General features: G+C 39.8%; 12 protein-coding genes. 7 read left to right on the top strand and 5 right to left on the bottom strand.

Going from position 1 to position 14,477, the window contains the following annotated elements:
* Window positions 1-993 (bottom strand): DUF1852 domain-containing protein, encoded by a 993-nt coding sequence (locus GVX98_RS15730; RefSeq protein WP_159128599.1) that lies wholly within the window; start codon window positions 991-993, stop codon window positions 1-3.
* Between the two features lie 898 nt (window positions 994-1,891).
* On the opposite strand from GVX98_RS15730, the gene GVX98_RS15735 reads away from it, so the two are divergent.
* Window positions 1,892-3,190 (top strand): dicarboxylate/amino acid:cation symporter, encoded by a 1,299-nt coding sequence (locus tag GVX98_RS15735; protein ID WP_159128600.1) that lies wholly within the window; start codon window positions 1,892-1,894, stop codon window positions 3,188-3,190.
* A gap of 137 nt (window positions 3,191-3,327) precedes the next feature.
* Here the strand turns inward: GVX98_RS15735 and GVX98_RS15740 are convergent, their stop codons facing one another.
* Window positions 3,328-4,218 carry a LysR substrate-binding domain-containing protein gene (locus tag GVX98_RS15740; protein ID WP_004691641.1) on the bottom strand — a complete coding sequence of 297 codons (891 nt, stop codon included), beginning with the start codon at window positions 4,216-4,218 and terminating at the stop codon, window positions 3,328-3,330.
* A gap of 134 nt (window positions 4,219-4,352) precedes the next feature.
* Between GVX98_RS15740 and GVX98_RS15745 the strand changes: the two genes are divergently transcribed.
* Window positions 4,353-5,771 (top strand): aspartate ammonia-lyase, encoded by a 1,419-nt coding sequence (locus tag GVX98_RS15745; protein WP_159128601.1) that lies wholly within the window; start codon window positions 4,353-4,355, stop codon window positions 5,769-5,771.
* Window positions 5,772-5,979: 208 nt separating this feature from the next.
* On the opposite strand, the gene ssb is transcribed toward GVX98_RS15745, so the two are convergent.
* From ssb to GVX98_RS15760, 3 genes are all read right to left on the bottom strand, one after another.
* Entirely contained in the window at window positions 5,980-6,564 is a 585-nt protein-coding gene (gene ssb / locus GVX98_RS15750) for a single-stranded DNA-binding protein (protein WP_004691666.1), read from the bottom strand.
* 51 nt (window positions 6,565-6,615) lie between these two features.
* Entirely contained in the window at window positions 6,616-7,980 is a 1,365-nt protein-coding gene (locus GVX98_RS15755) for an MFS transporter (protein ID WP_004978200.1), read from the bottom strand.
* A 159-nt stretch (window positions 7,981-8,139) separates the two neighbouring features.
* Complete coding sequence (locus GVX98_RS15760) at window positions 8,140-9,219, bottom strand: DUF475 domain-containing protein (RefSeq protein ID WP_058870674.1); 1,080 nt, start codon at window positions 9,217-9,219, stop codon at window positions 8,140-8,142.
* A gap of 211 nt (window positions 9,220-9,430) precedes the next feature.
* On the opposite strand from GVX98_RS15760, the gene tenA reads away from it, so the two are divergent.
* From tenA to GVX98_RS15780, 5 genes are all read left to right on the top strand, one after another.
* A complete protein-coding gene (gene tenA, locus GVX98_RS15765; protein ID WP_159128602.1) occupies window positions 9,431-10,105 on the top strand; it encodes a thiaminase II in 675 nt (224 codons plus the stop codon).
* Window positions 10,106-10,265: 160 nt separating this feature from the next.
* Entirely contained in the window at window positions 10,266-10,640 is a 375-nt protein-coding gene (locus tag GVX98_RS15770) for a hypothetical protein (RefSeq protein ID WP_159128603.1), read from the top strand.
* Entirely contained in the window at window positions 10,641-10,763 is a 123-nt protein-coding gene (locus GVX98_RS17015) for a hypothetical protein (protein WP_256350717.1), read from the top strand. It begins immediately after the preceding gene.
* Between the two features lie 197 nt (window positions 10,764-10,960).
* Complete coding sequence (gene uvrA / locus GVX98_RS15775; RefSeq protein WP_159128604.1) at window positions 10,961-13,792, top strand: excinuclease ABC subunit UvrA; 2,832 nt, start codon at window positions 10,961-10,963, stop codon at window positions 13,790-13,792.
* A gap of 99 nt (window positions 13,793-13,891) precedes the next feature.
* Window positions 13,892-14,404 carry a hypothetical protein gene (locus GVX98_RS15780; protein WP_159128605.1) on the top strand — a complete coding sequence of 171 codons (513 nt, stop codon included), beginning with the start codon at window positions 13,892-13,894 and terminating at the stop codon, window positions 14,402-14,404.
* Window positions 14,405-14,477: the final 73 nt, after the last annotated feature.

Below are 14,477 nucleotides of genomic sequence, written 5' to 3' on the forward strand. Positions count from 1 at the left end.
TTAAGCAGCGTTGCTGTTTACGGTGTAATTCGCAGCCCATTGTTCAAGGATGTCTTGATAAGGCTTAATAAAGTTCTCTTCCGTCCATTTACCTTGCTTGACCGCGAGCTGACCACGTTCAACACGGTCATAGACAATTTGTGTTAATGAGTAATCTGGGTACTCTAGGCTGGCTTGATAGACTTGAGCTGCTGATGAATTTGCATTGTAAATTTCAGGGCGATAAATCTTTTGGAAGGTTTCCATGGTGCTAATCGCACTGATCAATTCAAGATCGGTGTAATCACGCAGTAAATCACCCGCAAAATAGAATGCTAAAGGTGCAGCGCTCCCTTTTGGCATAAAGAAACGAACCTGTAAGCCCATTTTATGGAAATACTCATCGGTACGTGAATATTCATCTTGTTTATACTCAACACCTAAAACAGGATGCTCATTGGCAGTACGGTGATACTTCTTCGCCGTTGAAACACTCAAACAAATCACTGGTTGTTGATTAAATTCTGCTTTAAAGGTATCTGAATTTACAAGGTACTGATAAAGCTTGCCATGTAATTCACCAAAACCTTCAGGTGCATACGAAGTCGAATTCTCTTTATTATGTTCTTTCAATACCACACTGAAATCGTAGTCACGTACATAAGATGAGAAGCTATTGCCAATCATACCTTCAATACGTTGATGGGTATGATGATCATTAATTGTGCTTTTCAGCATTTCAATGATCGGGAAAGTTTGACCATTCCCCTCAATGTCTAAATTTGCAGAAATAATATCGATTTCAAGCGAATAACGATCACCATTCGGGTTATCTGTTTGTGCTAAGGCATTGAAACGATTGTTAATCATACGAAGTGTATTACGTAGGTTCTGCTCACGGCTTTCACCACGCGCCAAGTTAGCAAAGTTCGTCGTTAGACGTGTGTTATCTGCTGGTTGATAGTTTTCATCAAAACGAATGCGTTTAATTGAACATGCAAACTCTGTACTCATGGCGATCTGTTACCCCTATATTTCTGCGATAAAACTGAATTTCTTTCATGCTCTTTCTAGAGGGTCCAATTTTCTTTTTGGATCTTTCTAGCAAATCGTCTTTCCAACCTTCTCAGATTTTTCTGAGCATCAGGCTAAGAAGCAACGATGAATATGATCTATCGTTAAGAGCGTGGTTTAATTTATACCTGAATGATCACATGAATAAAAATGATTTAATCTCATACCAAAGTGAACCAAATTCATGTTTAGAAATTCTGTCGCATTCACAATGAATTGTGCGTGGATAATTTTTTGTGGATGTACGCAAGGAAAGAATGAAAACATCAAGCCCTTGTGCGTGAGCTGTGAAAAATCATGATCTTGCTAAATCAATGTTATCAACACGATACATCTCTTTTTTAATTATCTATTTATATCAGCAACTTAAAGTCATGAGCTAATTATTAAAATATTGAATAAAAACGGGAAATTCAATGGTTTTGTCCGCGGAAAAATGATGAGCAAAAGCTCGGTTTTGAGTTCGTGCATTCATTAACTTTGGCTTCGTTTTCTGACCTTGGCTCTTCCTCACAGAGTCAGGAAATTTAGTATCTTTCCTATCACCAATCAGAATTAAAAAACAAACATTCGGTCTTAAGTCCAAGAACAGCTCACCTATATCAAGTAAAACTAAAGAATCATCTCATGCATTTTTTGCATAACTGAATTAAAAATTGCATTGTCGTTTTTTTTAAAAAAAAGTAACACTTGCCACAGTTAAATCCCCAATCGACGATTTAGCACTCAATATCTAAAGCAATGCCTATATAAATTGATCAACATGGAATGTCATCAATGCCTTGCTACATCAGGCCAAAAGTTGATGAAAAGAAGATTAAAAGAAGGAACGATAAGTATGAAGCAGAAGAAATTACTGAAATATATTCTGATTGCCATGATCTCTGGAATACTGATTGGTTGGGCTTTTCATAGCACGTTAACAACTGCACAAACCACAGAACTTGCCGCCTATTTTAAAATAGTGACCGATGTATTCTTAAGATTAATTAAAATGATTATTGCACCCTTAGTGTTTGCAACAATCGTTTCTGGTCTGCTCTCGATGGGAAAATCCTCATCTCTGGGATCAATCACCTTAAAAGCCATGAGTTGGTTCATTGGTGCATCATTTATTTCACTTTTACTGGGCATGGGCTTAGCCAATTTATTCCAACCTGGTGCTGGAATGAATCTCACCGTCCCTCAAACAGCGGTTGATATTGGTGTCAGTGCGACAAGTCTGAGCTTAGAAACGTTCATTACGCATATTTTCCCGCGTAGTTTTGCTGAAGCCATGGCCAATAATGAGATATTACAGATTTTGGTTTTCTCAATTTTCTTTGGTTCTGCACTGGCCTATGTTCAACATCATAGTGAAGTGACCGTCATTGGCAAAATTATTGATGAACTCTGTAAGGTGATGTTCCGAATTACAGATTATGTCATGGCATTTGCCCCTATCGCCGTTTTTGCAGCCATTGCTTCCGCGATTACCATCCAAGGCCCTAAGCTGATTATTGATTATAGTATTTTCATTGGACAGTTCTATGTGGGATTACTGGTGCTTTGGACTCTCCTGATTGCTTTCGGCTATATCTTCTTGAAAAAAGATATTTTTAGATTGATGCGAATCGTGCGTGAACCCACCATGTTGGCATTTGCGACCGCAAGTAGTGAATCGGCTTATCCAAAAACTATGGAAGCTTTGGATAAATTCGGTGTGCCTAAACGTATTACCAGTTTCGTGCTCCCTTTAGGTTATTCTTTCAACCTCGACGGCTCGATGATGTATATGGCATTTGCCGTGTTATTTATTGCACAAGCCTACAACATCGATTTAAGTTTTTCTCAGCAAGCACTCATACTCTTTACCCTCATGATTACGAGTAAAGGGATTGCAGGTGTTTCACGAGCATCCATAGTGGTGATTGCCTCCACTCTGGCTATGTTCAAGCTTCCTGAAGCCGGTATTCTATTAATTTTAGCGATTGATCAGTTTTTAGATATGGGCCGTACGGCAACCAATGTGATTGGAAATAGTATTGCAACTGCCGTGATTGCACGTACTGAGGGCAATAAAGATGAGCTTACGGAGCAAGAAGGTATCATGGTGAACAACATTCCTCCCGCAAACCAATTGGCGGATAACAGTTAGACTTATTTATAGAGAAAATAAATGGTGATTTTTAAATAGTAAGTAAAAAGTTCTTTATTTACTATTCATAAAATCACCTTATGTATTATTAATAATATGCTTCACAACGATTAAAAAAAATAATTCATAAAATCCAATTATTTATTTTTCTGAATTAAAATATTCCAAATATAATTAATTCGATTTGAAAATGACATTTCTCGTTTAACCAGATAGACATCTTGGAATAAATAGTACTGCTTACCGTCCAGTACTTTTAATTTGTTTTCTTGAATTTCTCTTTCAACCAATAATTTAGGCAACCATGCCACACCTAAACCTTGCAATACCAACTCTTTTAAATCACCTGCATTATCCGTCTCATATAGAGTTCTATAATCCAACTTATTTTCAATCGCTTCATCCACACAGTTTCTTAAATATGCTTGTTTACTATAAGACAACAAAGGAAAAGACTGATCGAGTGAATATTTGGCAGTCCCGTCATGATCTAAGGCCGTCACTGGGAGTATTTCCATTTCAACAATTTTATGAAATTCGAACAAAGAACGATCGAATTGTTCTAATGTTTTTTGATCGCAATAGCTGATTAAAAAATCACACGAGCCATCTTTTAATAAGCGCATGCCCTGTTTGAAATTAGAAGCAATAATTTCCAATTTTAAGTCCGTCATATCCATCGATAATTCATGAATAAAGCGGGGGAAAAACTGGGTAATGAGCGAGTGTGACACTGCAAACTTGACGGTTAACTCATCATGTTTCACATTCTTTTCTAAATATTTTATTGTTGTAGTGAGTTGATTTTGTATATTTTTTGCCGAAGCCAGTAAAACTTGGCCTGCTTCTGTGAAATCAATATTTTTACTGTATCTTTTCAAAATTTGGAAACCCAATGAGTTTTCAATATTCTGAATTCTGCGCGTAAAGGCAGACTGCGTGACATGTCGTAGAGCTGCTGCTTGAGATATCGATTTTTCTTGCTCTAATGCAAGTAAATCTTCAATCCATCGAATTTCTAAAGTCATAACTCACTCTTCACTCATCCTTTGATCAATTATAATCTATTATGCAAAAAATGCATGTAGTAATATATTTTTACATTAGAAAAAATACTGTGCGCACTTTAATATCGATTTATTCGAGATTAGAGTCTATTTAAATGAACATTAAGATTAACACACGCGTTGAAAAGGATTTATTAGGACATAAAGAAATTCCTGCTCATTGCTATTATGGTGTACAAACTTTAAGAGCTTTAGAGAACTTTAATTTAAGTCCAAATAAACTCAATCAATTCCCTGTTTTTATTAATGCCCTTGCAATGGTTAAAGCTGCATGCGCAGAAGCCAATTTTAAACTCAATAAACTTGAAGAAAATAAATACAATGCTATTCAGTATGCATGTGAACAAGTTATTAATTATAAGTATCATGACCAATTTCCAATTGATATGATTCAAGGTGGTGCAGGAACATCCACCAATATGAATATCAATGAAGTACTGGCTAATATTGGATTAGAACATTTAGATCATTTAAAAGGCGAATATCAATATTTACATCCAAATAATGATATTAATATGTCTCAGTCAACCAATGATGTCTATCCAACGGCAATTAAAGTGGGTTTAATTTTTGCAATAGAGCAATTGAATAGCCCGTTTCAAAATTTAATTCAAAGTTTTAAGAACAAGTCAGATGAGTTTTCGCATATCTTAAAAATGGGTCGTACCCAATTGCAAGATGCCGTTCCAATGACCTTAGGTCAAGAATTTGGCGCATTTGCAAATACCTTACAAAATGATTTAAACAAGCTCAATGACATCATGCCGTCTGCTTTAAGTGTTGTAAATTTGGGTGGAACAGCAATTGGAACAGGCATCAATACCGAAGTTAAATATCGTGAATATGCCATCGCAGCGTTGTCTGAAATTACGCAAAAGCAGATCAGCAGTTCACCTGATTTAATCGAAGCAACCTCAGATATGGGCGATTTCGTTTTATTATCGAGCTTCTTAAAACGTACCGCGACTAAACTCTCAAAAATTGCCAATGACCTGCGTTTGCTTTCTAGTGGCCCTCGTACTGGTCTGAATGAAATCCATTTAGAACCGCGTCAACCGGGCAGCTCAATTATGCCAGGCAAAGTGAATCCTGTTATTCCAGAAGCCATGAATTTAGTGTGTTTTCAAGTCATTGCAAATGATTTGGCTATTACTTTGGCGGCCGAAGCAGGTCAACTGCAGCTCAATGCGATGGAGCCGTTAATTGCTTTTAAACTGTTCGAATCTATCGATTTGTTGGGTAAAGCTATGCAAATGTTCCAACATAAATGTATTGAAAACATCCGTGCCAATGCTGAACACTGTCAGGCCAATGTAGATAATTCTATCGGCATTATTACTGCACTCAATCCCTATTTGGGCTATGAAACAACGACTCGTATTGCAAAACAAGCCAATGAAACTGGTCAAAGTGTATTGGCTTTAATTAAAGCTGAAAACCTATTGTCTGATCAAATTTTGGCTGATGTGCTATCGATCAAAAATATGGTTCATCCTCAGCAATCTTTATCATGATTTATTAGCATTTCGTCTTTTTAAAAAGGGATCTCATCGGAGGTCCCTTTTTTATAGAGGAAAAGTATGTTCTGTCACTCGTATTAGCTGAACATTTTGATGCCATAAAGCTCTTTTTTAAATACCAAATTTGCTTAGCCATAAAAAAAAGAACTTGATATAAATCAAGTTCTTTTTCACTTCATACAATATTTACTAACTGCACAAGTTAGAACGGAAGATCATCATCCATATCTGCTGGTGCTGCCGCAGGCGCTGACTGAGGAGCCGCCTTTGGTGCAAAACCGCTTGGGTTATTGTTCGCATAACCACTTTGTTGGTTGTTGCTATTGCCCGCTGCAGGATTGCCGCCATAACCGCCTTGGTTGTTGTTATTGTTATAACCACCACCTTGGTTATTGTTGAAACGTGGTTGTGCATAACCATCATTTCCGCCTTGCATTTGCTCACCTTGCTGACGGTTGTTGTCGAGCATCTGCATTTGCTCACCACGAATTTCTGTAGTGTAGCGTTCTTGACCATTTTGATCTGTCCACTGACGAGTACGCAGTGAACCTTCAATATAAACTTTCGAACCTTTACGTAGGTATTGTTGCGCAATTTCACCTAGACGGTTGTGTAACACAATACGGTGCCATTCGGTTTGCTCTTTACGCTCACCTGTGCTTTTATCTGTCCAAGAGTCGCTCGTTGCAATTGAAAACTGGGTCAACGAACCACCGTTTGGAAAAGTTTTCGTCTCTGGATCTCGGCCTAATGTGCCCACTAAAATAACTTTATTTACACCGCGCATCTGATGTTTACTTCCTATCTATTTCTATTATTTACTTTATAAGAGTTATGCTTAAATGGCTACCTCTTTCCCCAACAACTGCGTTAAATCTTGTCGCGTAGCATCATCTATTTGCTGCTTATCGACTTTTACATACGCTACTTGCTGATCAGACATCACCACGACCTCTTCAATACCACGAATCGCTAAAAGCTGTGAAGTCCACTCGTCCGTTTGTTTATGTTCAGGTAAACGCAACACCATCGAAGACAAATAGCGCGGTTGTGCCAAGCCAAAACTAATCAATAACCAAACAATCGCTAGTCCAGTCAGGATGCTCCAACCCAAGGCAGTATTGTTTAACAGCAGCAACTGACCGCCTGTGACACCACCAAAGAATGCGCCTAAAAACTGGCTGCTGGCATTTACGCCCATGGCAGTGGCTTTAGACTGAATTGGCGCAGCTTTCGATAACCATGACGGCAACAGCGCTTCCATGACATTAAAAGCAATAAAGAATAAGCCCAAACCAGTGAGCAAAATATACTTCGACTCAAAGCCAAAAATTAGAATGCCTAAGCCTAAAATAATGCCACCAATGGCCGTTAAAAAGATACCTCGCATTTTGCGATATTTTTCAGCCAATACAATGCTTGGAAAGGCAAAAAATAGGCTAATTACCAACAGCGGTAAATACACCCAGCCATGCGAATTTAGTGGAATTTTTGCAAAATCGATAAGCTGTGATGGGACATAAATAAACATTGCCGTCAGCAATAAATGTAAGCTAAACACCGACACATGCAGACGGTTCAGATCACCCATTTTTAAGACCTGTTTGAGCTGAGCCAAATAACCTTGCTGATAATTACGATGATGGCGAGTGACTTTGGGCACCAAAAACAGCATTGAAATGGCCGCCAAACCCATGATGGTCGTTACCCAGAATAATCCTGAAATCCCCACTAAACCGGTAAGCCACGGCCCCAAACTAAAAGCCACAGCAAAAGAAACCCCGATACTCATGCCCATGGTTGCCATGGCTTTCATACGGTTTTCTTCACGGGTCACATCCGCCAGTAATGCCATCACTACCGCAGACACTGCCCCCCCACCCGCAATGGCACGGCCAATAATCACCCCATAAATGGTGTCTGACATCGCAGCAATTGCACCACCCAAAGCAAATAGGAGTAGCCCAAAAACCACCAAAGGCTTACGGCTATAACGGTCGGCAATCAAGCTGAAAGGAATCTGTAAAATGGCCTGTGTTAAGCCATAAATCCCCACAGCCAAACCGAGCAACGCAGGCGTTGCATATTCATAGGTCTGCCCTGCCACAGAAAATACAGGGATGATCATGAACAAACCCAACATGCGTAAGGCAAAAATACTGCTTAAGGCAAAAGTTGAACGACGTTCTAAAGCATTCATCATAAACGAGGACAGACTGTATTGAATTAATCTTGGATCAAGATTATAGGCTATTCAATCCGACTAGCGGCATGAATTTTATGTTTAATAAAAGCCTTCCTGATCTGAAAAACAAAAAGCGCAGCCTGAGCTGCGCTTTTCTGCGGTTTAAAGCAATCTGCTTTAAGCGGCTTGATGCTTTTTGTATTGAATAGAAGCAATAACAGCCCAAACAATAAAGGCCACACCAATTAAACCCGTGACAACTTCTGGTACATGTAGACCTGTACCACTTGCCAGCATAATGAATGCTAAAGCACCAATGGCGTAGTGTGCACCATGCTCAAGGAAAACATAGGCATCCAAGGTGCCTTTTTCGACCAAGTAAATAGTCATCGAACGCACGAAAATCGCACCAATCGCGAGACCCAGCATAATAATTACGACATCGGAAGTAATAGCAAACGCACCAATTACACCATCAAAACTGAACGATGCATCAAGTACTTCTAGGTATAAGAAACCACCAATACCTGCTTTGACCACACCTGTGGTTGCGCCATTGGCATCATGTGTAACCGCATTGCCATCTTCATCAACTTCAGGTTCACCACCCAACAAATGACTCAAAACTTGTACGCCAATATAAACCACGATGCCCCAGATTCCCGCCATGGTCACCACCAGACGTTTGGCTTCATCGACATTAGCCGCCATCACCAAAAGTGCAATCAGTGCAAGGAAGACTGACATTGCAGGAACATTGGCTAAGTTGGTCAAACGACGTTCTAACCAGCGGAACCAGTGTGTGTCTTTCTCTTCATCTAAGAAGAAGTTTAAGAACACAAGTAACAAGAATGCACCACCAAACGCAGCAATTTCAGGGTGATGATCCATCAGACGTTGTGAGTAGGTTTTTGGATCATTCAAAGCCAGTTGTACGACTTCAACGAAGCCCATATCTGCAGTTACAGCCACAATTGCGACAGGGAAGATTAAACGCATACCAAATACAGCGACTAAAATCCCCACAGTCAGGAACAAGGTTTTCCAGAAATGATCCCAACCACGTAACACAGATGCATTGACCACGGCATTATCAAAAGATAACGAGACCTCCATCACCGCTAAAATTGCAGTAATGGTCAAAGCAGTAAACATGGTCTTTAAGCCCGCTTCTGGTCCATGGGTAAAACCCCAGTACGCAGACAACGCAAGACACACGATCGTAAAAATGATAGAGAAACCAAAATGTTTCATCATGACAGATCGACCTATAAAAAATTTGGAGATGAACGAAAACTTAAAAAACAGGTTGAGTTTTATGGCCGCAATTATGACGCTTTTTGCGCCTGAAACCAAAACATCTTCGTTAATTTTTACTTATCTCACCGATGTACGGAGATGGATTGTTGTTCCGCGTAAACTGTTGTTATAGTCTTGCCCATATTTTGGCTTCCCTCAGGATCTAATCATGGCTTTTTCTCAAGACGTTTGGCAACGTAATGTCGACTTATATCAAAAAACACTGGCTTTACCTTTTAACCAAGAATTAGCTTCAGGCACACTTAATAAAGAAGCATTTTGTCATTATGTGATTCAAGATGCGCACTACTTGGTGGCTTATGGTCGTGCTTTAGCGGTGTGTGGTGCCAAAGCGTATGAGGCTGACGACATTATTCAGTTTAGCCAAGGGGCTAAAGAAGCGATTGTGGTGGAACGCAGTTTGCATGATGGCTTTATGAAAAATTTTGATATTTCAAAACAGCAGTTTGAAGAAACCCCGCTGACTTTAGCATGTCACCATTACACTTCATTTCTAACGGCAAGCGCTTGGTCTGAAAGCTACCCTGTAGTGTTAGCAGCACTCTTACCTTGTTTTTGGATTTATGCTGAAGTCGGTAAAGACATTGTGGGTAACTCTATCGCCAACAACCCATACCAAGCGTGGATTGATACTTACGCAGGTGAAGAATTCAACCAAGCAGTACGTAATGTAATTGCAACCATCGATAAAGTGGCTGCACGCTGCGATGCAGACACTATTGAGAAAATGCATAAAGCCTACCGTAAAGGGGCTGAACTGGAATGGTTGTTCTGGGACAGCGCTTATAAACAACAGCAATGGCTCGGTTTAGACCACGCTTAAAAGCGAAAATGATCCCAAAAGCCCTGAACCCTTCAGGGCTTTTTATTGACCGAATCTCGTATTTTTCAGATGGCGCGATTGCTATTTTAAGCATTTAAAACTAAACTCCAATAATGATAATAATTATCATTTGCACAATTAACTTTCGAGGGCCGTTCTCATGCATCCTGATACTCTAGGTACTGAAGCCATTCGTGCATTTTTTACCGTACAATGTTGCTGGCTAAATAACGAAGAAATTTACCTTGAAAAAGGCTGTTTACACTGCGGTTCTGCCGCGACCTATCTCATTTATTATACCAATCCACATATTCAAAAATTGATGTTGGCGTTTATTAAAAAATATCATTGCGTTTTAAGTCGAGAACAAGACTTACTCGACCTACCAGACTTTGAAAATGACTACGATGCCTTCTTGCAAACTCTTGAGCACAAAGTCAATTTCTATGCCCGTCTTCATCATGACATTATCCGTCCCTTTGCTTTTGAGACGGTCGATTCAATCTTTGAACGTCCTTATGCACTAGCATGCTAAATGCTGCAACCACAACAACACTCTATCCCTGAAGGCGTATGGCAAACCAAAAATAGCACAACCATGATGCAACTTTTGCGCTGCGCCGAATGGGTGATCCACTCTTTTTTACGCAACGCGTAAACACCTTTCTGTCTTCAGTCGCAGCCAATATCGATAGCTTGAGACTTGTTTCAACACTGAAATCTAGCTACAGTCTAGCAGCATCAATTTTCTTTTGGCCGACATGATTTGTCGCTATAAAATCATGTTTAACACTTGAATAAAGCATAAGTCGTTATCATATACCTCCTTCATCTGCACAATTTCGAGATAGTTTTATGAGCCAAAGTCATATCCGTATTCGAGGCGCACGTACCCATAACTTAAAAAATGTGAACCTTGATATTCCCCGCGATAAGTTCGTGGTGATCACGGGACTTTCTGGTTCAGGTAAGTCATCGCTTGCATTTGATACACTCTATGCCGAAGGTCAGCGTCGTTATGTCGAATCACTCTCGGCCTATGCGCGCCAGTTCTTGTCACAAATGGAAAAACCTGAAGTTGACTCAATTGAAGGTTTAAGCCCTGCCATTGCGATTGAACAGAAGTCAACCAGCCATAACCCACGTTCTACGGTAGGTACCATTACCGAAATTTATGACTATTTACGTCTACTCTACGCACGTGTCGGCACGCCTTTTTGCCCAGAGCATGATTTGCCGATGGTGGCACAGACCGTATCGGAAATGGTCGATGCAGTAAAAGGATTGGATGAAGGAACAGCGCTGATGCTGCTTGCACCTGTGGTGCGTGAGCGTAAAGGCGAATATTCCAACCTGTTTGAACAGCTACAAAGTCAAGGTTTTGTACGGGCGCGCGTCGATGGTGAGATTGTTGATCTCGACCCAATTCCAGAACTCGATAAAAAGAAAAAACACACCATTGAAGTGGTGGTGGATCGTTTTAAAGTCCGTGATGACCTCGGCAACCGCATTGCAGAATCTTTTGAAACTGCTCTACGTTTGGGCGGTGATATTGCCATTCTCTCGTGGATGAATGGTGAACACCCAGATCGGGTCTTTTCGGCTAAACACTCATGTCCTGAATGTGACCGTGCCGTTGCAGAACTTGAGCCGCGTTTGTTTTCATTTAACAATCCCTTTGGTGCCTGCCCAACCTGTGATGGTTTAGGGACCCGTAGCCATTTTAGTGCTGAAAAACTCATTCCAAGTCCTGAGGTTTCTATTAGCCAAGGCGCGATTCGTGGTTGGGACAGACAACGTCCGTACTACTACAGCATGATTGAAAAAGTGGCAGCACATTTTGGTTTTTCTTTGGATACACCTTGGAATGAATTGGATGCCGACACCAAAAAGAAATTTTTATACGGTACTGGCAAAGAAAAAGTTGATTTAAGTTATATCGACGAACGGGGTCGCAAACATAATCGTGTGCAACCTTTTGAAGGAATTTTGCCACATTTAGAACGTCGCTATCGTGAAACAGAGTCAAACTATGTTCGTGATGATTTGGCACAATATTTGTCTAATGCGGCATGTGATGCCTGCGGTGGATCACGTCTGAATGAAATTTCACGCCATGTTCGGGTTAAAGACAAAACCATTGCCCAAATTACTAAAATGTCGATTGGTGATGCGGAAAGTTATTATCAAGATTTAAATCTTGATGGTGCAAAAGGCGAAATTGCCGATAAGATTTTTAAAGAAATCCGTGAGCGTTTACATTTCTTAGTTTCAGTGGGTCTGAATTATTTAAGCCTTTCTCGTTCAGCAGAAACATTGTCTGGTGGTGAAGCGCAACGTATTCGTTTGGCTTCGCAAATCGGCGCAGGTTTGATGGGGGTGATGTATGTACTCGATGAACCATCAATTGGTCTGCATCAACGTGATAATGATCGCCTATTAGAAACCTTAGTTCGTTTACGTGATTTGGGGAATACCGTTTTAGTCGTTGAGCATGATGAAGATGCGATTCGTGCAGCAGATCATATTATCGATATTGGCCCTGGTGCTGGTATTCATGGTGGTCATGTGATTGCTGAAGGGACTTATGATGAAATCCTTGCGAATAGTGAATCACTTACAGGTCAATATTTATCAGGCAAACTGAAAATTGAAGTACCGAAAAAGCGTACTGAACCGCCAAAGCCTGAAGAGCAAATTAAATTAATGGGTGCTGCGGGTCATAACCTACAAAATGTGGATTTATCCATTCCTTTGGGTGTGATGACCTGTGTGACTGGTGTGTCTGGTTCAGGTAAATCTACGCTGATTAACCGTACTTTATTGCCTTTGGCAGCGACACAGCTTAATGGTGCAACCACTTTAACAGCTGAAAAATTTGACTCGATTGATGGTCTGCAATTCCTTGATAAAGTTGTTGATATTGATCAAAGCCCAATTGGTCGTACACCTCGTTCTAACCCTGCAACCTATACAGGTTTGTTTACCCCAATTCGTGAATTGTTTGCGCAAACGCCTGAAGCCAAAGCACGCGGTTATGCTGCGGGACGTTTCTCGTTTAACGTGAAAGGTGGTCGTTGTGAAGCCTGTGAAGGTGACGGCATGATCAAAGTGGCAATGCACTTCTTACCTGATATGTATGTGCCTTGTGATAATTGTCATGGTGAACGTTATAACCGTGAAACTTTAGAAGTGGGTTATAAGGGTAAAAATATTTCAGATGTACTGAATATGACAGTTGAAGATGCCATGCATTTCTTTGATGCTATTCCTGTGATTCATCGTCGTTTGGAAACATTGAATCAAGTCGGTTTAGGTTATATTCGTTTAGGTCAGTCTGCAACGACACTGTCAGGTGGTGAAGCGCAACGTGTGAAATTGGCACGTGAATTGGCAAAACGTGATACAGGTAAAACGTTATATATCTTGGATGAACCAACTACAGGTTTACATTTCCATGACATTGCTAAACTGTTAGATATCCTCCATGAGCTTCGCAATAAGGGCAATACCATTGTGGTGATTGAGCATAATTTGGATGTGATCAAGACTGCTGACTGGGTAATTGATTTAGGCCCTGAAGGTGGTGCAGGTGGTGGGATGATTATTGCGGAAGGTACACCTGAAGATGTCGCGAAGAATAAAGTTTCACATACAGCGAAGTTCTTAAAACCAATGTTGAAGTGATTTTATAATTCAGCCTCCTTTTTCAAAGGAGGTTGAAGAAGAATTTGATTCATAAAATAATTATGCTAAAACTATGATTTATTCATAATTTTAACATTTATGACTTTATTAGAAATATTAGATACATCCATTAAAATTGGCTTAGGAGCACTGGTCACAGGTGTAATAGCGTATTTTAATCAAAAAGCGAGCATCTCAGCTTCTGTTACCAAAGAAAATCTTTTATACAACCGAAATCTACTAACCAATATTTCTAAAGATGTTGAAGAAATTAATCATTTAATATTAAAGATATGGAGTATCTTTGAGTTCGAAGCAAAGAAATCACCAATAAATCAAACTAAAATATTAGAACGACTTGATCCTTTAAGAACATCACTTTTCAATGACTTCGATCTTTTAAGCAAGAATGAAGGTCTTTTATTACTCCACGGAGGATACACAGAACAACAAGAAAAATTAAGATTTTATGGAGAACTTTTAGGAAAATTCAATTCCTATACTTTGTTTAAAAATGGCTCGGTAGATATACAGAAAACAGCCGAATATAGAACTAAAATTCTAGAGGCTAGAAAGAACTTGTATCAAAGCCTACATAAAGCTATTTACTAATGATTGAATTTATCTGAAATCCAATCACACGAAAGGCGACATGAATGTCGCCTGTTTGACTATGCTCAAGGGA

The sequence above is a fragment of the Acinetobacter sp. 8I-beige genome (genome assembly GCF_902505955.1).
GTDB classification, from domain to species: domain Bacteria; phylum Pseudomonadota; class Gammaproteobacteria; order Pseudomonadales; family Moraxellaceae; genus Acinetobacter; species Acinetobacter johnsonii.

Excerpts from the sequence above, each read along its gene's own strand:
- GVX98_RS15740 (WP_004691641.1), bottom strand. The coding sequence starts at position 4,218 with ATGACTTTAGAAATTCGATGGATTGAAGATTTACTTGCATTAGAGCAA.
- GVX98_RS15780 (WP_159128605.1), top strand. The coding sequence starts at position 13,892 with ATGACTTTATTAGAAATATTAGATACATCCATTAAAATTGGCTTAGGA.
- GVX98_RS15770 (WP_159128603.1), top strand. The coding sequence starts at position 10,266 with ATGCATCCTGATACTCTAGGTACTGAAGCCATTCGTGCATTTTTTACC.
- uvrA (WP_159128604.1), top strand. The coding sequence starts at position 10,961 with ATGAGCCAAAGTCATATCCGTATTCGAGGCGCACGTACCCATAACTTA.
- ssb (WP_004691666.1), bottom strand. The coding sequence starts at position 6,564 with ATGCGCGGTGTAAATAAAGTTATTTTAGTGGGCACATTAGGCCGAGAT.
- GVX98_RS17015 (WP_256350717.1), top strand. The coding sequence starts at position 10,641 with ATGCTGCAACCACAACAACACTCTATCCCTGAAGGCGTATGGCAAACC.
- tenA (WP_159128602.1), top strand. The coding sequence starts at position 9,431 with ATGGCTTTTTCTCAAGACGTTTGGCAACGTAATGTCGACTTATATCAA.
- GVX98_RS15755 (WP_004978200.1), bottom strand. The coding sequence starts at position 7,980 with ATGATGAATGCTTTAGAACGTCGTTCAACTTTTGCCTTAAGCAGTATT.
- GVX98_RS15730 (WP_159128599.1), bottom strand. The coding sequence starts at position 993 with ATGAGTACAGAGTTTGCATGTTCAATTAAACGCATTCGTTTTGATGAA.
- GVX98_RS15760 (WP_058870674.1), bottom strand. The coding sequence starts at position 9,219 with ATGATGAAACATTTTGGTTTCTCTATCATTTTTACGATCGTGTGTCTT.
- GVX98_RS15735 (WP_159128600.1), top strand. The coding sequence starts at position 1,892 with ATGAAGCAGAAGAAATTACTGAAATATATTCTGATTGCCATGATCTCT.
- GVX98_RS15745 (WP_159128601.1), top strand. The coding sequence starts at position 4,353 with ATGAACATTAAGATTAACACACGCGTTGAAAAGGATTTATTAGGACAT.